Raw genomic sequence first — 19,564 nt, 5'->3', positions numbered from 1 at the left:
AGTGTGGCCGTTCGGTCTAGAGCGGTCGAGAGGGGTTGCTGGGGGCCTTCGACTTGCGCATGGCGACCCTTTCCAGGGTCGACCGGGGTACGAGCCCGAGCGCCGCCAGCACCGCGTTCCGGGCGGACGGAGGCGAGTTGCGGCGGATCGCCCGCACCATCTCCCGCACGCCCTCCCGGTCCCGGGCCTGGAGAGCGTAGCGGAGGGTCTGGGCCGCGATGAAGTCCGAGAAGGTCCCCGGTGCCCACACTCCCTCCCAGCGCTGGGCCCAGTGCCACGAGGTACGCCAATCGGCGCCGGCCGAGATCGACCCGGGGCTGCCCACCGTGTAGACGGCCGTCGCCTCCTCCACCTGGACGATCTTCACCCGCGGCAGCCGGGCGACCCGGACCAGCCAGTCCCAGTCCTGGTGGCGGGGGAGCGTCTCGTCCCAGCGGCACTCGGTCGCCAACTCGTACGTCGTCAGGAGCGTCGACGTGGGCAGCGACTGCCGGCCGATGCCGAGGTGACGGCGGCGGAACAGGTAGTCCTCCGGCAGCATGCCGTCCGGGATCACCTCGGCGGGTGCCGGCGCCGGTAGCGGCTCCGCGCCGTCCTTGCGTTGCAGGATCCGGGACGACACGACGGGGCGGAACCCGGCCGCCGCGACCCGCTCGAGCGCGGGAACCTGTGCCGCCAGCTTGGTCGGCAGCCAGGTGTCGTCGTCGTCGAGGAACGCGACGTGGCTGCCCGGGATGGCGTGGGTGACTCCGAGGTTGCGGGCGTACGACCCGCGCCGGCCGCCGCCGGTGCAGACCACCCGGTCGATGTGCTGCCCCAGGTTCCGCACCGTCTGCGGCACCTCTGGGGTGTCACAGACGACCACGATGTGTACGGATGTGCCCTGCTGGGATCGGGCGGAGAGCACCGCGTCGGCGATGCTGGGGCGGCCGGTGGTGGGGATCACGACGGATACGTTCGGCATTGCGTTCTCCATGCGTTGGGGGTACGACCGGCACACGGCCGCCGGGCACGGCCGTGGCCGTACCCGGCGGTGTGCCGGTGCGTGGGCGGATCAGCGGCCGCCGGCGCGGAACACCTCGGTCACCGTACGGAGCACCACCTTGACGTCGAGCCAGAGGGACCAGTTCTCGATGTAGTAGTTGTCGAAGCGGGCCCGGTCGGAGATCGGGGTGTCACCGCGCAACCCGCTGACCTGCGCCAGACCGGTGAGCCCGACCGGGACGCGGTGGCGCATCGCGTACTGGGGGTATTCGGCGGAGAACTTCTCGACGAAGTAGGGGCGCTCGGGTCGGGGGCCGACCACGCTCATGTCGCCACGGAGGATGTTCCAGAGCTGCGGCAGCTCGTCGAGGGAGGTCCTGCGCATGATCCGACCGATCGGCCCCACCCGCCGGTCGTTGGCGATGGACCAGTTGGTCTGCGACTCGTGCTCGTCGACGGGGCGCATGGACCGGAACTTGATGATGTGGAAAGGCCGGCCGTGCCGACCGATGCGCTCCTGGTAGAAGAAGATGCCGGGGCCACCGTCGATGAGCGTGGCGACAGCGCAGATGAGGAGCACCGGGCTCAGCAGGAGCAGCGCCACGGAGGCGAACGCGATGTCCGACGCGCGCTTGAGCGCGGACTGCGGGCCGGAGAGGGTGATGTCGCCGATGCTGACGACCGGGACCGCGCCGATGTGGTCGCCATGCGAACGGGACCCCCAGAGCGGAGTGGCCGCCCACAGGTCGCACTCCGCCGTCCGGGGCCGGGCCAGGATCTCCATGAGTGAGGTCTCGGAGCAGTTCGCGTCCGCGACGATCACCACGTCGCACTCGCGCAGCCGGACGAGACTGTCGAGGTCGTCGAGGGATCCGATCAGCGGCAGCGCCGACGGGCCGTCCGGGGTGTCGACACAACCCACGAAGCGCAGGCCGTACTGGGGGTAGCGGCGCAGCAGCCGGGCGAGTTCCACGGCGGTGGGGCCACTGCCGACGATGATGGTGTTGTGCTCGACCCACCGGCGCTTGCGGGCGACGATGGCGAATTCGCGGGTGACGGCCCGCCCGAGGATGACCAGCCCCGCCGACGCGGCGACACCGCGGGTGAAGCTGAAGACGTACTCGGCGGATTCGTGACGCATCGCCGCGACGATGGCGACCGCGGACGCGGCGGCCAGCAGACGCCCGCAGAGGCTCGGCACCTCGTCGAGGAAGCTCACGTGCCGTCGTGCCCGGTAGAGGCCGCCGCTGGCAAAGACGATCACGGTCAGGACCGTCATGGCCAGGGTGCCGCGCCAGTACTGCTGCGTGACGAGCAGCGGCGTCAGCAGTGCCAGGACGTCGACCGGGGCGGTCATCATCCAGGCCCGCAGCCACCGGGTCCGGGTCGAGGCGCGCGATCCGGCGTACGGCAGGACGGCGGTCGTGTCCAGGCCGGCGCGAGGCTCGTGCGCCTCAGGCGCAGGCGCAGGCGCACTTGCAGGCACAGGCGCAGGCGCAGGCGCAGGCGCAGGCGCGGGCGGGGGCGGGGCCGAGCGCCGGTCGGCGGGCACCGGGAAGGCCGGGGTCTGATAGCCGGAAGTCTGGTGGCCGGCGGGCTGGTGGGCGGCGGGCTGGTAGCCGGCGGGCTGGTAACCGGGGAACTGGTAGGCGGGAGGGCGACTCCCGCCACGGCTCCCCTCGTCGTCCCCCTCACCGTCGCCCTGGGCGTCGGTGGCGTTCCCGGCCCGGTCCTCGGCCGGCACCGGTCGATGCCACATAGAGGGCTGATTGGACATTATGGACCTCCCCGTGAGGACCGGCTGACCTGGCCGGTCCGAAATTCGAGACAAGGCGGCGGCCGGCGGCAACGACCGGCCCGGGTGTTACTTGGCGCTGGCGAGGATCTCGTCGACGGAGTCCCGGCGCACGGCATCGTAGAAGGTCTTTGCCTTCTCGGTGTTCGCGAAGACGACGCTCTCGCTGCCCACTCGACCGGTGCCCTTCGTCGGGCTGGTGACGAAGGTGAGGTTACGTCCACGGAGGTTCCGCAGGTCTGTCGCCATGCTGACGAGCGACATCTTCTCGTCCACCGACACGGCGCTCGAGGTCGCCTTGACGAAGGAGTTGAGCCGCCCGGGATTGGTGACGATGCCGCCGGAAACGGCCTTGTCGAGGATGGCCTTGATGACCTGCTGCTGGTGACGGATGCGGGCGAAGTCGCCGTCGGCGAACTGTTTGCGCTGGCGGGAGTAGTCGAGGGCCGTCTCGCCGTCCATCCGCTGCATTCCCTGCTCGAACTTGCGGAACGGCGGGTGGATCGACGTGAACGACTTCTCCGCGTTGATGTTGACGCCGTCCAGGGCGTCGATGATTTCCTTGAAGCCAGCGAAGTCGACAATCATGACGTGGTCGATTCGCACCGTCGTGAACGATTCGACTGTTTGCACCATCAGCGGAACGCCACCCCAGGCGTACGCTGCGTTGATCTTCGCATCGCGGCCGCCGTGCCCCCCGTTCTTGGACTTCGGCACGTTGACCCAGGTGTCCCGAGGGATCGAGACGAGTTGTGCGCTGGACCGGTCCTTCGGGATGTGCGCGACGATGATGGTGTCCGTACGCGAGCCGCCAGTGCTCTCCGGGTCCCGGGAGTCGCTGCCGAGGATCAGGATGTTCATCGCGCCGTCGGCGACCGCCTGCGGACGCCCCTCCTCGGGGACGTCGGCGAAGGCATCAACCCGGTCGATGTCCTTCTCGACCGAGCGGAGGTAGAGGGCGCCACCGATCATGCTGCCGCCGCCCAGGATCGCTGCGACTACCAGGCAGATGACGAGGACGCGACGCCAGCGGGGACCGCGACGTCGCCGCTTGCCCCCGGACGGGACATCCTCGTGCGGGTCGACTGCGTGTGGATCGACGAACGCGGTGTCGGCATCGGTGTACCGCTGAGCACCAGACATGCCGGCGATGCTACTAATTGCGAGCGCCTGTCGTGCACCCTCGTCCTTTCGGCTATCGCACGCCTGCCGACCGGGGCGGCGAACCCGGCCCTGCGGCCGGACGGACTGCCGGGAACGCCGGCCCGGAAGCGTTTTCCAGGCCCTATTCTGCCGCCCCCGCGGGAGGGTGGAGCAACGTGACCATCGGCTTTCGCGAGGACACTCCCGCTGCCGCCCGAACCCTGCTACAACGGCACCCGTGGATCGAATCAAGCTCCGACGGGCCGTCGCGCGTACTCCACTCGCCCCGATCGCCGCCTTTCCCAAGAGGCTTCGCACGGTCGCGCGGCACGACGTCAAGGTGCTGCGCCGCTCGGCGCGCTGGCTGCTGACCTCCCGCGAGCACCACAACTACACGTACGACCTCACCTCGTTGAGCCGCAACCACCTCGCCTGGTTCGTCAGCGTGGTCTGCGACATCCCGGTCAAACAGGTACGCGCGTACCTCGGCGAGATCGAGTCGGACGACGGCCTGCGCCAACACCTCCTGGCAGCGATCGCCGCCTCGGACCGGCGCGGCCTCGCCGACAAGGAGATCCGCTACGCCCGGCGGATCGGCTGGTACGCCATCGTCCGTGCCACCCGCCCCACCCACGTCGTCGAGACCGGTGTCGACAAGGGACTCGGCAGCGTCGTCCTGGCCTCCGCCCTGCTGCGCAACGCGCAGGAGGGGCACCCGGGCCGCGTCACCTCCCTGGACATCAACCCCGAGGCCGGCTACCTCGCCCGGGTCGCGCCGTGGTCGGAGGTCGTCGACCTGGTGATCGGCGACTCGATCGCCTCGATCGGCGCGCTGGACCGCCCGGTCGACCTGTTCCTGCACGACAGCGACCACAGCCGAGCCCACGAGAAGCGTGAGTTCGACGCCGTGGAACCCAAGCTCGCACCCGGCGCGATCCTGCTGACCGACAACGTCACCAGCACCAACGTGCTCGCCGAGCACGCCGAACGCACCGGCCGGCGGTTCCTCGCCTACCGGGAGACCCCGGCCAACCACTGGTACCCGGGCGACGGGATCGGCGTGGCATGGTAGCCGGGTGCGGTTGACCTCGATTCACACGTACCCCGTCAAGGGTTGTCACCGGCTCGACCACGACGGCGCGTTCGTGCGCCGGTGGGGTCTGGCCGGCGACCGGCGGTGGATGGTCGTGGACGCCGACGGGGTCGGCGTCACCCAGCGGGACACGACCCGGCTCGTCGGCCTGCGCGCCGCCGTGCACCCCGGGGGCCTGTCCCTGCGCGCCGACGGGCAACCCGATCTCGACGTGCCCGAGCCGGCCGGCGGCGAACCGGTCGGGGTCCGTACCTTCCGCAGCCGCACCTTCCCGGTCCCCGCGCTGCCGGCCGGCCGCGCGGCCGACGACTGGCTCGAAGCTCTGCTCGGCCGACCGGTCCGACTGGTCTGGCTGGCCCAGCCGACCCGCCACCTGGCCGCCGGAACCCGCGAACACGACACCGGCGACCAGGTCAGCTTCGCCGACGCCTACCCGGTGCTGCTGGCCAACGCCACCTCCCTCGACGCCCTCAACGACTGGCTGGCCGAGGCGGGGGAGGAACCGGTGCCGATGACCCGCTTCCGACCCAACCTGGTCGTCAGCGGTGCGCCGGCCTGGTCCGAGGACGACTGGGTGGGTCGGCGGCTGCGCATCGGCGACCGGACGTTCCAGGCCGCCGGGCCGTGCGACCGCTGCGTGGTGACCACCACCGACCAGGAGACCGGGGTACGCACGAGGGAGCCGCTGCGCACCCTCGGGCGGCACCGCAACGTCAGGCAGAAACTCCTCTTCGGACTGAACCTGGTGCCGCTCGACAGCGGACCGCTGGCGGTGGACGCCCCGGTGGTCCTCGCGCCCTGACCGGTCGCCGACCAGCAACCGGCACCTCACGGTCACCGTCCGTCGATGCTGTCTTAGCTTTGGCTTAGCCCGCTTGTCCGTACCCGACCGGGTCCGGCAGCATCGCCGTCGTGACGGACGGAAGCGCTGTCGACATCAACATCGACCTGGACCATCCTCCAGAGGACCGGCCCACGCCGTCGTCCGGCGCGAAACCCTGGCTGGTGGCCACCGGCGTCACAGTCCTCGCGGCGACGCTCGGTCTCACCCTCACCCTGGGCTCCGGCTCCACCCCGGCCTGCGCCGCCGCGCCACCCACCGGCAACGCCACGTACACCGGCAAGGCCACCTTCTACGACTCGAAGGGCGCGGGCGGCAACTGCTCGAACCCGGCTGCCCCGGCCAACCGGCTCTACGTCGCGCTCGGTCCGACGGAATACTCCGCCGGCGCCGCCTGCGGCGGATTCCTCGACGTCGTCGGCCCCAAGGGCACCGTCCGGGTGCTCATCATGGACCAGTGCCCGGAGTGCGAACCCGGCCACCTCGACCTGTCCCGCGAGGCGTTCGCCCGGATCGCCGACCCCGTCCAGGGCCTCGTCCCGGTGACCTACCGCGCGGTGGTCAACCCGCCGCTGCCCGGACCACTCACCTTCCGGATCAAGGAGGGCGCGTCGCAGTGGTGGTTCGCCGTCCGCGTCGGCAACCACGGCAACCCGCTGCGGTCCGTCGAGGTCCGGCAGCGCGACAGCGATCCCTGGCAGTCGGCCGCCCGGCAGGACTACAACTACTGGCTGATTGCCTCCGGCGCCGGGCCGGGCCCGTTCAGCGTCCGGGTCACCGACGTGTACGGCAACCGGGTCACCGCCGGTGGCATCCGTTTGGCGCCGGGCCAGGTGCAGAACAGCGCGATCCGGATGTACGCACCCGGTGCCGGGGCCGCCCCCCGCCGTCCGTCCGCGTCGACCCGTGCGCCGAGCAGCCGACCCGCCGTCACGCCGACGCCGACCCGTCGCTCGGTCGAGGTGGCGAGGACGAGCGCTCCGGCCACCGACGCGCCGACCACCAGCTCGGCCCGGGCCAACGCCCGGTGGTGCGGGGGCTGACCGCTCAGGCGGGAACCGTCAGATCGAGCCACATCAGGATCTCGTCCCGGTCATCGTCGGGGGCCACCCGCAACGCGCCCGGAAGCCGGCCGACCTCCCGGTACCCGAGGCGACCGTAGAACTTGTCCAACCCCAACCCGTCGCGCACCGTGACGTGCAGTGCCTCGTGGCCCAACGCCCTGCCCAGTCGCTCGGCCTCCACCATCAGCGCCGAGCCGTAGCCGGCGCCCTGGGTGCTCGGGTGGACCATCACCCGCTTCACCGTGCGCCAGTGCGCCGTGAGCGGAAAACGGTTGTCACTGAAGATCAGCATTGCCGCCAGCCGGTCCCCGGAGTAGCCGACCAACAGCCGGTCCGGTCCGTCGGCGATGCCGGCGAAGGTCGGATCGGCGGTGACGTGCACGTCGGCGGCGGTGACCGGTGGTACGAAGCCGACCGCCCCGCCCGCGTTGCTGACGTCCACCCAGAGGTCGACGATCTCGGCGCGTAGCTGCCGGGTCAGGTCAGGATCAAGGACGAAGCGCAGACTCACGCTCGCCATCCTGACCCAGCGACCAGGCCCACGACCCGCGACAGTGACGCGCCCGACAACCCGTTCGGGGGTACGTGATCGGTGTTTTCTGTGCGGGAGAGGGGATTCGAACCCCCACATCCTTCCGGATACAGGTTCCTAAGACCTGCGCGTCTGCCGTTCCGCCACTCCCGCCAACCCGCTGAGTCTAGAGCGTCCTGTCTTGACCGGTCGACCGCCGGCCCGACCGCGTTGGGCTGTCCTGCTGAAGTGGGCGCCCCGGTACGACAGTCAGTCCAGGCCGAGGTCGCGGCGGAGCTTGGCGACGTGCCCGGTGGCCTTGACGTTGTAGAGCGCCCGGTCGACCTTGCCGTCGGCGTCGATCACGAACGTCGAGCGGATCACCCCGGTGACGGTCTTGCCGTAGAGCTGCTTCTCGCCGTACGCGCCGTAGGCGGTCAGTACCGACTTGTCCGGGTCCGACACCAGCGGGAAGGTGATGGCGTCGCGCTCGCGGAACTTCGCCAGTTTCTCCGGCTTGTCCGGGGAGATGCCGACGACCTCGTAGCCGGCGGCCTGGAGGGAGGCGAGTGAGTCGCGGAAGTCGCAGGCCTGCTTGGTGCAGCCGGGAGTCATCGCCGCCGGGTAGGCGTACAGGACGACCTTGCGACCTCGCAGGTCGGCGAGGGAGAGCTGGTCGCCGGTGTCGGTGGCGAGGGTGAACTCGGGCGCTGGGTCACCGGGGGAGAGTCGGTCGGGCGAGGTCATGGCCCGACCCTACCGTCGTGCCGGCGGACGCCGTCACCGGCGACGCGGGCCGTCGCCACGAGCGTGCGCCTGTCGTCGGTGGGCGGGGACGCGGGGGTTGATCATCAGCGGGTCGGCTGCTGGAAACCCGTCGTTCACAGGCTTGACCTGCTAGAGGTGATCAAGGCCATGCCCTGTTGCCAGGCTCTGGCAACAACTAGTCCTGGGAAATAGGCTGTCCCACGCCGGCCCGGCCGGGCCCGCTGACGCGTAGGAGGTCGCGTGGAGACACTGGCGATGCACATCTCGAACGGGATCATCGACGGTCCCGTTGCAGCGATCTTCGCTGCGCTCGCTCTCGCCGCGCTCACCTTCTGCGTTCTGCGCGGCCGGCGCGACCTGGACGACCGGCTGGCCCCGATGGCCGGCCTGGTGGCGGCGTTCATCTTCGCCGTCCAGATGCTCAACTTCCCGATCTTCACGGCCGGTGTCAGTGGCCACCTGCTCGGTGGGGCGCTCGCCGCGATGCTCGTCGGTCCGTGGGTCGGCGCGCTCTGCGTCTCCGTGGTGCTGGTCGTGCAGGCGCTGATCTTCGGCGACGGCGGCGTGGCGATGCTCGGCCTCAACATCACCAACATGGCGCTGCTCGGCACTGCCGCGGCGTACGCGCTGATCGCGCTGCTGCTGCGGGTGCTGCCCCGGACCCGGGCGGGTCTGGCGGTGACCGCGTTCGTCGCCGCGATGCTCAGCGTGGTGGTCGCGTCCCAGGGCTTCGTCGTGCAGTACTGGCTGGGCGGCACCACCGACCTGGGCGGCAACCTGGCCGGCCTGGCCGGCACGATGGCCGGAACCCACCTGCTGATCGGCATCGGCGAGGGCCTGATCACCGCGACCACCGTGCTCACCGTCGCGAAGGTGCGACCCGACCTGGTGTACGCGCTGCGCTCCCTGCGCACCCCCACCGCCCCCGCGGTCCCGGTCTCCGGAGGTGTCCGATGAAGAACCGTTCCTGGGCCTTCCTGGCCGGCGGCCTGCTGGTCGCCCTGCTGCTCGCCGGGGTGGTCAGCAACTACGCCTCGTCCCACCCGGACGGGTTGGACTCCTCGCTGCTCAAGGGCTGCACCGTCGACGCCGACGACAACATCGTCGGCGGCAGTTGCCCGGCCCAGCAGGCGAAGGACCACGAGTTGGCCGACAGCCCGCTGGCCGACTACGGCGTACGGGGCGTGCGGAACAGCTTCGTCTCCACCGGCCTGTCCGGGGTGCTCGGGGTGCTGGTCACCTTCGCGGTCGGAGCCGGCGGGTTCTGGCTGCTGCGCCGCCGGGGCGGCACGCCGACCGGCGCTGACGCGGCGACGCCCACCGGGGACGCCACGCCCGCCGAGAATGACGCGGCGACGGCGCGCGCCGCCACGACAAGCTGAACAGGGGTACGCGGATGGGGGCCGGTCACGGGCACGTGCTGTACCGCGAGTCGGACTCGCCGGTGCACCGGCTCCCGCCCGAGGTCAAGATCGTGGCGATGGTGGTCTTCACCCTCGCCGTGGTGGCCACTCCACGCGAGGCGTTCTGGGCCTTCGGCGCGTACGCCCTGCTGGTGGCGGCGGTGGCGGCGCTGGCCCGGGTGGGACCACGCTGGTTGCTCAGCCGAGCGTTGATCGAGCTGCCGTTCGTGCTGTTCGCCGTCGCCCTGCCGTTCCTCGGCAGCGGCGACCGGGTCGAGGTGCTGGGCCTGCGGCTGTCCGAGGACGGGCTGCACGGCGCGTGGAACATCCTGGCCAAGGGCACCCTCGGCGTGCTCGCCTCGCTGCTGCTCGCCGCGACCACCACCACCCGGGACCTGATCGTGGGGCTGGACCGGCTGCACTGCCCGCAGGTGCTCACCCAGATCGCCTCGTTCATGCTGCGCTACCTCGACGTGCTGGTGGGCGAGGGGCGGCGGATGCGGGTGGCCCGGATCTCCCGGGGTGACGACCCACGGTTCCTGTGGCAGCTGCGGGGCTTCGCGGCCGGGATCGGGGCGTTGTTCCTGCGCGCCTTCGAGCGCGGCGAGCGGGTCTATCTGGCGATGCTGTCCCGTGGCTACACCGGGCGGATGCCCGCCGTGTGGCAGGGCGAGGGTGCGGCGAGCGCCGGTCAGTGGCTGGTCGCGGCGACCGTACCGGTGTTGGCGGCCTCCATCGCCGCGACCGCCGTCGTACTGTCATGATCGGTGTCGTGCAGACCGCTGTCTCGCTGGACGTTCGGGGTGTTCGTTACGCGTACCCGGACGGGCACGTCGCCCTTCAGGGGGTCGACCTGAACGTGCCGCGGGGCGACCGGGTGGCGCTGCTCGGGCCCAACGGCGCGGGCAAGACCACGTTGGTGCTGCACCTCAACGGCATCCTCACCCCGACCGAGGGCACCGTGAGCGTCGGCGGGCTGACCGTCACCCCGGATCGGGCCACCCTGGCCGAGGTCCGCCGCCGGGTGGGCATCGTCTTCCAGGACCCGGACGACCAGTTGTTCCTGCCCACGGTGGCGGAGGACGTGGCGTTCGGGCCGGCGAACCTGGGTCTGCGCGGGGCCGAGTTGACCGCCCGGGTGGACGAGGCGCTCGCCGCGGTGGGGATGAGTGAGCACCGGGGCCGGGCCCCGCAGCACCTGTCGTTCGGGCAGCGTCGCCGGGTGGCGGTGGCCACCGTGCTCGCCATGCACCCGGAGATCCTGGTACTCGACGAGCCCTCGTCGAACCTGGACCCGGCGGCCCGTCGGGAGCTCGCCGAGATCCTGCGGGGCCTGCCGGTGACCCTGCTGATGGTCACGCACGACCTGCCGTACGCGGCGGAGCTGTGCGAGCGTTCGGTGATCCTCGACGACGGCCGGATCGTCGCCGACGCCCCCACCACCACCCTGCTCAACGACGCACCGCTACTGGCCAGACACCGCCTGGAACTGCCCTACGGCTTCACCCCCCACCCGTAGCCCTCTCTACCCGATCAACCCCCCGGCCCCGCCGCCCCGCGCCCGCGCCCCGCCGCCCCGCGCCCGCGCCCCGCGCCCCGCGCCCGCGCCCCGCGCCCGCGCCCCGCGCCCGCGCCCCGCGCCCCGCCGCCCCGCGCCCCGCGCCCGCGCCCCGCGCCCCGCGCCCGCGCCCCGCGCCCCGCGCCCGCGCCCGCGCCCCGCCGCCCCGCCGCCCCGCGCCCGCCGATCTTGCACTTTCTGTCCCCAAATTTCGGGGCAAAAGCCGCGTATGGCCAACCCAAAGTGCAAGATCGACGCGAACGTCGCTGCGGGGCGGGGCGGGGCGGGGTCAGGGGGCTGGGGTGGGGACTGATGCCGCGGTGGTGGTGCGGGAGGTGGCATGCAGGCGCAGGATGCCGGCGGCTGTCGCGCCGGCGCCGGTGATCAGGACGGTCGCCACCATCACCCGGGCGGTCGCGGGTGGCCAGGGCACCGGGGCGATGGCGCGGGCGAACACGGCGGCGTTCGACGCTCCGGCGAAGAGCGCCAGGCAGGCCCCGGCCAGGGCGATCACGAAGTCGGCGGCCGGGCGGCGGCTCAGCGCGTACCAGCCGGCGGCGATCGCGCCGAGCCCGGTGAGCAGGGGCCAGATCTGCCCGGAGAGCAGCCCGACGAGCACTCCGCCCACGCCCTGGGCACCCGCGTCCACCTCCCGTCCCACCGGGTACCCGACGGCCAGCGCGCCGCCGACGATCAGCAGCCCGCCGAGCGCGGACAGCGCGCGGGCACCGGCCGGGGCGGTGGCGGCGAACAGGCCGAGCGCGCCCACCGCGAGCAGCCCCACGATGGTCACGGCCCACCAGGTGTACGCGTCCGGCGGCGGCACCCAGTCCAGCGTGCCGCCGATCGTCACCGGGTCGGTGCCGTCGCGCAGCGGGATGGCCCAGTCCCGGACCCGGTGTTCGCGGTCCGGTGCGGCGCGTACCGCGGCCGGTGGCGCCGACTCCTGCCACAGCGCGCGCTGGTCGTGCCAGCGCGCTGTGGTGCCGTCGTCGACCCGTTGCCAGGAGGGTGCGGCGGCCGGGTCGGCCTCGGCCGGGAGCGCGGTGTCCCCGTCGATGGTGCGGTTCAGGTACGTGGCGGGGGAGTGGCTGTTCTCGAAGACCCCGTCCGGGCCGACGCGCAGGTACGGCTCGCCGGAGTAGCCGATGACCTCGATGGCGCGGCCGGTGCGGTTGGTCAGTTCCAGTCGGGCGCCCGCCTCGATGACGCGTACCTCAAGCCCTGGCCGTGCCGGTGCGACGCCGGTGGTCCGGGTGCGGTAGTCGGTGCCGTCTGGTGCGTCCGCGCCGTGGGCGGCGGCGGGCGCCGCGCTGATCACTGTCGCCAGGCCGGCTGCGGCAGCGACCAGGGCGGCGCGGCCCAGCAGGGTACGGATCACTTGCCGGCCGCCGCCACGGCTGCGGTGAGAGCGTCCGGGGTGGGGTTCTCGACGGGTTGACCGTTGACCTTGACGGTCGGCGTGCCGGTGACGTTGCTGCGGCTGGCGTCGTCGGTTACGTGCTCGGTCCAGCCCTTGTACGTTCCGTCCTTGACGCAACTGCCGAAGGAGCCCCGATCGAGGCCCACGCTGGTGCCGATGTCGATGAGCGTGTCGTCGGTGAGCCCGGCGCTGCCTTCCGGCGGCTGCTGGGCGAAGAGCGCCTTGGCGTACTCGTGGTACTTGCCGCCCGCCGCGGCGCAGCCGGAGGCGGCCGAGGAGCGGGTGGAGTACTGGGTGGTGGAGAAGCGGTTGAGGTACGCGACCGGGTGGTAGACCACCTTCGCCTTGTTGTCGGCCACCAGCTGTTCGAGGGTGGACCCGCTGGTCTGCTCGAACTGCTTGCAGGCCGGGCAGAGGAAGTCCTCGTAGACGTCGACGGTGACCGGCCCGCCGCCGGTGACGATGCCGGTGCCCTGCGCGTTGGCGCCGGGTGGGGTGGTGAAGTCGTCGGAGCGCTGGCTGGACCAGACGGCCCAGCCGATGCCGGCGGCGATGACCAGGACGAGGACCGCGGCGGCGGAGACCCAGATCGTGCGGCGGCGGCGCCGTTCGCGGGCCAACTGCTCGCGGACCACCCGGGCGGCGTCCCGCTGCCCCTTGCGACTACTCATCCTCGTCCTCCACAACGGGTTCGCCGGACAACCACCCGTCCACCGATACCGGCGTACGCGGCCAGATCAGCAGAAATCCGGCCAAGACCAAGAATCCCAGGTCCCGGAGGATCTCCGGGAGGTAACTGGGTGCCTGCCCCGCCGCCAGTTGCCCGCCGCTGCCGAAGCAGCCGCAGTCGATGGCCAGCCCCCGCGCCCAGGCCGAAGCGATCCCCGCGATGAAGACCACCAGCAGCGCGGCGGACACCCCGGCGACCAACCGGGTGGCCAGCCCGAGCAGCAGCAGCACGCCCAACGCCAGCTCGACGAAGGGCAGCGCCGCGCCGATCACGGTCGCCAGGTCGTACGGCATCACCTGGTACGCGTTGACCGCCCGCCCGGAGGCGGCGAGGTCGCTGACCTTCGACGCGCCGGCGACCAGCCAGACGGCGGCGAGGCCGAGTCGGGCCGCGATGCCGAGCCACGGGCGGACCAGTGGCCAACGGCCCCACCGGGGGGAAGGTGCTGTCACGCTCATTTGTCGTCCCGTCCGCGCCGGAAGTTCCGCGTTCAGCCGGTCAGGGCGTCGCCGACCGCCTCGACCAGGTCGTCCCGGGCCCGGGCGACCCGGGACCGGATGGTGCCCACCGGCACCCCTTCGACGGCGGCGGCCTCGGCGTACGACAGGCCGAGCAGTTGGGTGAGCACGAACGCCGAGCGCCGCTCGGGGCCGAGGCGACGGACGAGGTCGGCGGCGCCGAACTGACCGGCGGGGTCGGGGTGCGGTCGGTCGGTGTACGCGTTCGCCGCCAGGCGCTCGTCGAGCCGCCGACGCCTGATGACGGTGCGCAGGTGGTCGGCGCAGGCCCGGCGGGCGATGCCGAGCAACCAGGTGCGGGCGCTGGAGCGACCCTCGAAGGCGGGGAGCGCCCGGAACGCCCGCAGGTAGGTCTCCTGGGTCAGGTCGTCGGCGCTGTCCGGGTCGACCAGGGCGGCGGCGAACCGCCAGACCTCGGCCTGGGTGAGCCGGACGAACGCCGCCTGGGCGGTCGGGTCGCCGTGGCGGGCGGTCAGCGCCCACTCGGTGGCCGGGTCCCGGGCGACCTCGTCGGCCGGCTCAGCCGGACTGACGGCACCGGAGTCACGCGGGACAGGGATCACGACACACCAGGTTACGCGGCGGCTGGCGGCGCGTCAGGATCGTTCGCCCCTTGGATGGTCTGCACCACGTCGGGAACTTTTCTCCGTTCCGGGCCGACTACCACTTCATGACGTGCGACCACCGACGCGATCACCCCCCTCGGGTCGTCGAAAGGCACACCTATCGGCGACCATGTCCGGCATGACTGTCGCCCCCCGCCGCTGGGCCGCCAGGCTGGCCGCAGCCGCCGGCCTCCTCGTCACCGTCGTCGCCCTGTTGATCGCGCCAGCCACCTCCGCCAGCGCCCACGCGGTGCTGGAGAGCAGCAGCCCGGCCGCCTCCTCCATCGTGCCGAGCGGGCCGTCCGAGGTGGTTCTCACGTTCAGCGAGTCGGTCCGCAAGGTGCCCGGCAAGATCCGGATCATCGCACCGGACGGCTCCCGGGCCGACCGGGGCGAACCGTCGTTCGGTGACGCTGTCGTGACCATCCCGGTGGATCCGGCCGGCTCGCGCGGCACCTACCTGGTCAGCTTCCGGGTGATCTCCGCCGACAGCCACCCGGTTTCCGGCGCGTTCACCTACTCGGTCGGCGCGCCCTCGACCCCACCCGTCGACTCCGGCACGGACAGCCGCGCCAACCCGGTGGTGGAGACGGCGGTGAAGGTCGCCCGCTTCCTCGGCTACGCCGGCCTGGTGCTGCTGGTCGGGCCGGCGCTGGTGCTCGCCGCCCTGTGGCCGCGGCGGCTCTCCCGGCGGGGGCCGACCCGGCTGGCCTGGACCGGTCTCGGTCTGGTGGCCGTCGCCACCCTCGCCGACCTGTGGTTGCAGGTGCCGTACACGGCCGGTGGTGGTCTCCTCGACGTCACCGGCGAGGGGTTCGGCACTGTCTTCGGCAGCACCTTCGGCGCCGCCCACCTGGTTCGACTCGGCCTGCTGGCGGCGTCCGTCTTCCTGCTCCGCCCGCTGCTGGCCCGGCCCGCCGGCCGCGCGGACGCGATCATTCTGGCCGTGCTCGGCGGCGCCGCCCTGCTGACCTGGCCGTTGGCCGGGCACGCGGCGGCCTCCCCGGCCCCGGCGGTCTCGGTGGTGGTCGACGCGGTCCACCTGGGCAGCATGGCCGTCTGGCTGGGTGGTCTGCTCATGCTCGCCGTCTTCCTGCTGCGCCAGGCCGACGAGCGGGAGCTGGGCGCGATCCTGCCGATCTGGTCGCGCTGGGCGGCGCTCGCCGTCTCGGCGCTGCTGCTGGCCGGCACCGTCCAGGCGCTGATCGAGGTGGCCACCCCGCAGGCGCTCTTCGACACCACGTACGGGCGCCTGCTGCTGGCCAAGATCGGGCTGTTCGCGATCGTCATCGCCGTGGCCGCGTACTCCCGGAAGTTGGTGCGCAGCCGCGTCGCGGCGCAACGCCCGGTGCCGGTGCGCCGGGCGGTCCTGGTGGAGCTGGCCGTCACCGTCGTGGTGCTGGCCGTGTCCGCCACGCTCGTGCAGACCACGCCCGCGCGCACCGCCGCGGCCGGGCCGTCCGCCGGGGCCGAGTCCGGCCTCTTCAGCACCAGGCTCTCCAGCCCGCTGCTGTCCGTCGAGGTCGAGGTGAGCCCGGCCGGGCGGGGCAACAACACGGTGCACCTGTACGCGTACGACAAGGCCAACCAGCCACTGCTGGTCGAGGAGTGGAAGGCGACAGCCGCGCTGCCCTCGGCCGGGATCGAGCCGATCGAGGTGCCGTTGCTGCGGTTGACGGACAGTCACGCCTACGGCGACATCAGCATGCCGACCTCCGGCGAATGGCAGCTGAAGATCACCGCTCGAACGACCGACATCGACCAGGCCACGGTGACCGCCACCGTGCCCATCCGTTAGAGAGGTTCGCGAAACCCATGACCCGAATCCGGCGTACCGCAACCGCCGCTGCCGCCCTGGCGTTCACCGCCGCCGCCACCGCTGTGCTCGGCTTCGCCGGACCGGCGTCCGCGCACGTCACGGTGAACCCGAAGGAGGCAACCCAGGGTGGCTACGCCCGGGTGGCGTTCCGGGTGCCCAACGAGAGTGACACCGCGTCGACCATCAAGCTGGAGGTGGTGCTGCCGGAGAACGCCCCGGTCGGCTCGGTGTCGACGATGCCGGTGCCCGGCTGGACGGTCGCCACGGAGAAGCGCAAGGTGGACCCGCCGATCGAGGTGCACGGCAGTCAGCTCACCGAAGCCGTTTCCAAGATCACCTGGACGGCCTCGGCCGACGCGGGGGTGAAGCCGGGTCAGTTCCAGGAGTTCCCCGTCTCGATGGGGCCGCTGCCGCAGGTCGAGTCGATGGTCTTCAAGACCCTGCAGACCTACTCGGACGGCAACATCTCGCGGTGGATCGACGAGCCGGCCCCGGGTGCCGAGGAGCCGGAGAACCCCGCTCCGGTGCTCACCCTGGCCGCCGCGGCGGCGCCGGCGGGCTCGGCCTCGCCCAGCGCGGCCGTGGCCTCGCCCGACGACGATGACGACGACGACGGCAACGGGCTCGCGGTCGGCCTCGGTGTGGCCGGTCTCGTCGCCGGTCTGGCCGGTCTGGTGCTGGGCGGGCTGGCGTTCACGCGTACCCGCCGGGAGCCGGTCGCGAAGGTCTGACCCCGTTTCACCCGCTGGCCCGCCGGATCTTCCGGCGGGCCAGCGCGCTTTCCGGAGTCGATGCCGACCGTGCCGTGGATATCCCCTGATCAGACGGGCTACGTCGGTAAGGTCGGCCGGGTATTTGGCTACGGAGGGGGACGGTGCGAATGCGGTTCGTGCGGGTGATCGCCGGAGTGCTGCTGTTGGTGGTGGGAATTCCGGCGCTGTTCGCCGGTGGCGGGCTGTGGCTGGTGACCCGACACGCCGACCCCGGCGGGTCCTTCGCCGCCCGCTTCGAGACGGTCCGCACGCCCGGTCACGCGATCGTCGTCACCGACCTCGACCGGTTGCTGCGGCAGGAGGCGCCCTTCGCGCGTACCGCGCAGACCCGGCTGCGTCTGGACGCCCGCACCACGGGCGGGCCGGCCTTCGTCGGCTTGGCGCCCGCCGCCGAGGTGCGTGGGTGGTTGGAGGCGGTGCCGCACGCCACGGTTCGCCGGGTGGCGCTGGCCCGGGGTCCGCTGCCGGTCCGGCTCGATCCGGCCGCCGGCGCCCCGGGCGTCGCGCCGGCCGACCGGGTCGTCACACCGCTGGGCCAGCCCTTCTGGGTACGCGAGGGGATCGGCTCGCTGGAGTGGAGCGCGGACGACCTCGCCGGCGAACCCATGAGTCTGGTGGTGATGCGCCCCGACGGAGAGGACGACCTCGCCCTGGACCTGCACGCCGAGTTGCGGGTCGGGTGGACCGGCCCGGCCACCTGGGGTCTGCTGACGGTCGGCGTGCTGCTGGTGGTGTGCGCGGCGCTGCTCCTGCTGCGGCCGCTACGGCCACGCGAGGTGATCTTCGTGGTCGAGCCGGATCAGGTGCCGGTGCTCGCCGGCCGGCTCGGGGTCAGCTCGCTGAGTGGCCTGGGCCCGCGGCAACCCGAGCCGTCCCCGCCGTTGCCGCTCCGACAACTCGCCCCGGTCGGCTCCGGCGCCCCGGAACCCGCCCGGTCGGCGATCGGCCCGGCCCGCGCGGCCACCCTCGCCGACCTGGACGAACCGGTCCGGCTGCCCCGCCCGCCGGAGGTGACGTTGAGTCTCGCCTGGCCGCCGGCCGACGTGGACGAGCCCACGGCCCGGCCGGTGGTGGCCGCACCGGGTGACGACCCGGCCCGTGGCGGCCCGATCGGGTGACGGCCGGGCCGGTGGTGGTGGGTGAGACGGCGAGTGGCCCACCGCGCTGCCGACGCGGAGGGCCACCCTCACCGGGGGAGCGGTGCTACCCGAGCGACGCTTGAGGTAGATGAGGACAGATTAGCGGCGAACATGACCACTCGGGAGGTCTGTCCAATTGGTGCGATTTTCCGCATCGAGTGTCGAGCGCACCGGCAACGCCGCCAGCAGTAGCAGGCTGAGCAGCACGTAGGTGTTCTGCACGAGGAAGTCCACCGGGTCGTGGGTGCGGACCGGTCCCGCTCCCCAGGCCTGGAACGTCACCACGCCGTAGATGGTCACGGCGGTGATGCCCAGGGCCAGCGCGGTCAGCCACCGACGCCGGCGTGCCTCCTCCGGGCGGTTCGCGCTCAACGCCGCGTCGGCGAGCAGCACCACCGCCGGCACGAACCAGTAGATGTGGTGGGTCCAGGTGATCGGGCTGGCCAGGGCACCGACCAGCCCGGTCAACGTCAGGCCGGTCAACGCGTCACCGGCCCGCGCCGCGCGGGCGGCCCGCCACAGCCCGTAGCCGGCGACCGCGGCCACCAGCAGCAGCCAGAGCAGCCGGTCCGGTTTCTCCGGCTCGGTGAACCGGCTGAGCAGGCCGAACAGCGACTGGTTGCCGACGATGTCGGTGCGTCCCACCCGCTCGGTGGTCCACAACTCGTGCGTCCAGAACCGCCACGAGTCACGTGGGGCGATCGCCGCCGCGAGCAGCGTCGCCGCCGCGGCGGTCGCGCTCGCCACCGCCGCGGCCCGCCACCGCCGGGTGGCCAGCAGATAGACGATGAAGATGCCGGGAAAAAGCTTGAGTGCCGTCGCCAGCCCCACGCCCACCCCGGCCCAGCGTCGCGCCTGCGGCACCGCGAACAGCAGATCGGCCAGAATCAGCACGACCAACAGCATGTTGATCTGACCGAAGGTGATCGTCTCGCGGATGCTCTCCACCGCCAGCACCAGCAGGACGGCGGCGACCAGGGTGAACGTGCGGGGCAGGTGGTGTCGGGCGATCACCGGCGTCACCAGCCACCGGGTGGTCACCACCACGGCCAGCACGGTGAGCGCCGTGAAGATCGCCACGGTGGCGCCGAGCCGTAACAGACCGAACGGCCACAGCAGCAGCGCGCTGAAGGGCGGGTAGGTGAAGTACAGCTCGCCCTGCACCCGGTCGGGCTGCACGTAGTCGTAGAGCGGGTGGCCGACGCGCCACCAGTCCATCGCGGACATGTAGATCTTGAGATCGAAGAAGTTGTGCACGAGGCCGGGCAGGTACAGCGCTGGCAGCACCGCGCCGAGGGCCACCACCGCGACCAGACGACGGACCGTACGGCCGCCGGGGTCGTCTTCGGTGACGGCGGGCGGTGCGACGGGTTCTGCTGGCACCCCGAAACCCTAGC

The 19,564-nt window shown here is 72.1% G+C and carries 19 protein-coding genes, 1 tRNA gene and 1 pseudogene; 10 read left to right on the top strand and 11 right to left on the bottom strand.

Going from position 1 to position 19,564, the window contains the following annotated elements; all coding sequences use genetic code 11:
• Positions 1–16: 16 nt before the first annotated feature.
• From AB0877_RS29750 to AB0877_RS29740, 3 genes are all read right to left on the bottom strand, one after another.
• Complete coding sequence (locus AB0877_RS29750) at positions 17–964, bottom strand: glycosyltransferase family A protein (protein WP_366612860.1); 948 nt, start codon at positions 962–964, stop codon at positions 17–19.
• A gap of 90 nt (positions 965–1,054) precedes the next feature.
• Positions 1,055–2,470 carry a sugar transferase gene (locus AB0877_RS29745; RefSeq protein ID WP_366612858.1) on the bottom strand — a complete coding sequence of 472 codons (1,416 nt, stop codon included), beginning with the start codon at positions 2,468–2,470 and terminating at the stop codon, positions 1,055–1,057.
• Between the two features lie 378 nt (positions 2,471–2,848).
• Positions 2,849–3,922, bottom strand: coding sequence for an LCP family protein (locus tag AB0877_RS29740; RefSeq protein ID WP_366612856.1), 1,074 nt, complete (start codon positions 3,920–3,922; stop codon positions 2,849–2,851).
• Between the two features lie 238 nt (positions 3,923–4,160).
• On the opposite strand from AB0877_RS29740, the gene AB0877_RS29735 reads away from it, so the two are divergent.
• The 3 genes from AB0877_RS29735 to AB0877_RS29725 all read left to right on the top strand — a co-directional run bounded on the left by AB0877_RS29735 (position 4,161) and on the right by AB0877_RS29725 (position 6,899).
• Positions 4,161–4,994: a class I SAM-dependent methyltransferase gene (locus AB0877_RS29735; RefSeq protein ID WP_366612854.1), complete on the top strand. Its 834-nt coding sequence runs from the start codon at positions 4,161–4,163 to the stop codon at positions 4,992–4,994.
• 4 nt (positions 4,995–4,998) lie between these two features.
• Positions 4,999–5,817 carry an MOSC N-terminal beta barrel domain-containing protein gene (locus tag AB0877_RS29730; protein WP_366612852.1) on the top strand — a complete coding sequence of 273 codons (819 nt, stop codon included), beginning with the start codon at positions 4,999–5,001 and terminating at the stop codon, positions 5,815–5,817.
• A 110-nt stretch (positions 5,818–5,927) separates the two neighbouring features.
• A complete protein-coding gene (locus tag AB0877_RS29725; RefSeq protein WP_366612850.1) occupies positions 5,928–6,899 on the top strand; it encodes an expansin EXLX1 family cellulose-binding protein in 972 nt (323 codons plus the stop codon).
• A 4-nt stretch (positions 6,900–6,903) separates the two neighbouring features.
• On the opposite strand, the gene AB0877_RS29720 is transcribed toward AB0877_RS29725, so the two are convergent.
• From AB0877_RS29720 to bcp, 3 genes are all read right to left on the bottom strand, one after another.
• The gene (locus tag AB0877_RS29720) at positions 6,904–7,431 is read right to left on the bottom strand and encodes a GNAT family N-acetyltransferase (protein ID WP_366612848.1); all 528 of its coding nucleotides are present in this window, start codon (positions 7,429–7,431) and stop codon (positions 6,904–6,906) included.
• Between the two features lie 91 nt (positions 7,432–7,522).
• Positions 7,523–7,605: transfer RNA gene (locus tag AB0877_RS29715), tRNA-Leu, on the bottom strand.
• Positions 7,606–7,701: 96 nt separating this feature from the next.
• Positions 7,702–8,178, bottom strand: coding sequence for a thioredoxin-dependent thiol peroxidase (gene bcp / locus AB0877_RS29710; protein ID WP_366612846.1), 477 nt, complete (start codon positions 8,176–8,178; stop codon positions 7,702–7,704).
• A 261-nt stretch (positions 8,179–8,439) separates the two neighbouring features.
• On the opposite strand from bcp, the gene AB0877_RS29705 reads away from it, so the two are divergent.
• From AB0877_RS29705 to AB0877_RS29690, 4 genes are read left to right on the top strand one after another with little or no spacing between them, the layout of a single operon-like run.
• Complete coding sequence (locus AB0877_RS29705) at positions 8,440–9,156, top strand: energy-coupling factor ABC transporter permease (protein ID WP_366612845.1); 717 nt, start codon at positions 8,440–8,442, stop codon at positions 9,154–9,156.
• On the top strand, positions 9,153–9,581 hold the full coding sequence (locus AB0877_RS29700) for a PDGLE domain-containing protein (protein ID WP_366612844.1): 429 nt from the start codon (positions 9,153–9,155) through the stop codon (positions 9,579–9,581). Before AB0877_RS29705 ends, AB0877_RS29700 begins: the two co-directional genes overlap by 4 nt.
• A 14-nt stretch (positions 9,582–9,595) precedes the next feature.
• On the top strand, positions 9,596–10,366 hold the full coding sequence (gene cbiQ, locus AB0877_RS29695; protein WP_366612843.1) for a cobalt ECF transporter T component CbiQ: 771 nt from the start codon (positions 9,596–9,598) through the stop codon (positions 10,364–10,366).
• Positions 10,363–11,121, top strand: a complete 759-nt coding sequence (locus AB0877_RS29690) for an ABC transporter ATP-binding protein (protein ID WP_366612842.1) — start codon at positions 10,363–10,365, stop codon at positions 11,119–11,121. Before cbiQ ends, AB0877_RS29690 begins: the two co-directional genes overlap by 4 nt.
• 328 nt (positions 11,122–11,449) lie before the next feature.
• On the opposite strand, the gene AB0877_RS29685 is transcribed toward AB0877_RS29690, so the two are convergent.
• The 4 genes from AB0877_RS29685 to AB0877_RS29670 are packed head-to-tail and all read right to left on the bottom strand — an operon-like array spanning position 11,450 to position 14,394.
• Positions 11,450–12,541, bottom strand: a complete 1,092-nt coding sequence (locus AB0877_RS29685; RefSeq protein ID WP_366612841.1) for a hypothetical protein — start codon at positions 12,539–12,541, stop codon at positions 11,450–11,452.
• On the bottom strand, positions 12,538–13,254 hold the full coding sequence (locus AB0877_RS29680; protein WP_366612840.1) for a thioredoxin domain-containing protein: 717 nt from the start codon (positions 13,252–13,254) through the stop codon (positions 12,538–12,540). The genes AB0877_RS29685 and AB0877_RS29680 overlap by 4 nt, the downstream gene beginning before the upstream one ends.
• Positions 13,247–13,771, bottom strand: coding sequence for a MauE/DoxX family redox-associated membrane protein (locus tag AB0877_RS29675; RefSeq protein ID WP_366612839.1), 525 nt, complete (start codon positions 13,769–13,771; stop codon positions 13,247–13,249). The genes AB0877_RS29680 and AB0877_RS29675 overlap by 8 nt, the downstream gene beginning before the upstream one ends.
• 32 nt (positions 13,772–13,803) lie before the next feature.
• Positions 13,804–14,394, bottom strand: coding sequence for a sigma-70 family RNA polymerase sigma factor (locus tag AB0877_RS29670; protein WP_366612838.1), 591 nt, complete (start codon positions 14,392–14,394; stop codon positions 13,804–13,806).
• 172 nt (positions 14,395–14,566) lie between these two features.
• On the opposite strand from AB0877_RS29670, the gene AB0877_RS29665 reads away from it, so the two are divergent.
• From AB0877_RS29665 to AB0877_RS29655, 3 genes and pseudogenes are all read left to right on the top strand, one after another.
• Positions 14,567–16,234 carry a copper resistance protein CopC gene (locus AB0877_RS29665; protein WP_366612837.1) on the top strand — a complete coding sequence of 556 codons (1,668 nt, stop codon included), beginning with the start codon at positions 14,567–14,569 and terminating at the stop codon, positions 16,232–16,234.
• A 17-nt stretch (positions 16,235–16,251) separates the two neighbouring features.
• Positions 16,252–16,986: a YcnI family protein gene (locus AB0877_RS29660; protein ID WP_366612836.1), complete on the top strand. Its 735-nt coding sequence runs from the start codon at positions 16,252–16,254 to the stop codon at positions 16,984–16,986.
• Between the two features lie 683 nt (positions 16,987–17,669).
• A pseudogene (locus AB0877_RS29655) lies at positions 17,670–17,882 on the top strand (hypothetical protein); the annotation flags it as partial.
• Between the two features lie 384 nt (positions 17,883–18,266).
• Here the strand turns inward: AB0877_RS29655 and AB0877_RS29650 are convergent.
• Positions 18,267–19,550, bottom strand: coding sequence for a glycosyltransferase 87 family protein (locus AB0877_RS29650; protein ID WP_366612835.1), 1,284 nt, complete (start codon positions 19,548–19,550; stop codon positions 18,267–18,269).
• Positions 19,551–19,564 lie beyond the last annotated feature (14 nt).

The organism is Micromonospora sp. NPDC047644, assembly GCF_040704315.1.
Taxonomy (GTDB): domain Bacteria; phylum Actinomycetota; class Actinomycetes; order Mycobacteriales; family Micromonosporaceae; genus Micromonospora.
The sequence above is the reverse complement of the archived record's forward strand: the minus strand, read 5'-3'. Positions and strand labels throughout refer to the sequence as shown.

Excerpts from the sequence above, each read along its gene's own strand:
- AB0877_RS29750 (WP_366612860.1), bottom strand. The coding sequence starts at position 964 with ATGCCGAACGTATCCGTCGTGATCCCCACCACCGGCCGCCCCAGCATC.
- AB0877_RS29740 (WP_366612856.1), bottom strand. The coding sequence starts at position 3,922 with ATGTCTGGTGCTCAGCGGTACACCGATGCCGACACCGCGTTCGTCGAT.
- bcp (WP_366612846.1), bottom strand. The coding sequence starts at position 8,178 with ATGACCTCGCCCGACCGACTCTCCCCCGGTGACCCAGCGCCCGAGTTC.
- AB0877_RS29700 (WP_366612844.1), top strand. The coding sequence starts at position 9,153 with ATGAAGAACCGTTCCTGGGCCTTCCTGGCCGGCGGCCTGCTGGTCGCC.
- cbiQ (WP_366612843.1), top strand. The coding sequence starts at position 9,596 with ATGGGGGCCGGTCACGGGCACGTGCTGTACCGCGAGTCGGACTCGCCG.
- AB0877_RS29690 (WP_366612842.1), top strand. The coding sequence starts at position 10,363 with ATGATCGGTGTCGTGCAGACCGCTGTCTCGCTGGACGTTCGGGGTGTT.
- AB0877_RS29680 (WP_366612840.1), bottom strand. The coding sequence starts at position 13,254 with ATGAGTAGTCGCAAGGGGCAGCGGGACGCCGCCCGGGTGGTCCGCGAG.
- AB0877_RS29675 (WP_366612839.1), bottom strand. The coding sequence starts at position 13,771 with ATGAGCGTGACAGCACCTTCCCCCCGGTGGGGCCGTTGGCCACTGGTC.
- AB0877_RS29665 (WP_366612837.1), top strand. The coding sequence starts at position 14,567 with ATGTCCGGCATGACTGTCGCCCCCCGCCGCTGGGCCGCCAGGCTGGCC.
- AB0877_RS29660 (WP_366612836.1), top strand. The coding sequence starts at position 16,252 with ATGACCCGAATCCGGCGTACCGCAACCGCCGCTGCCGCCCTGGCGTTC.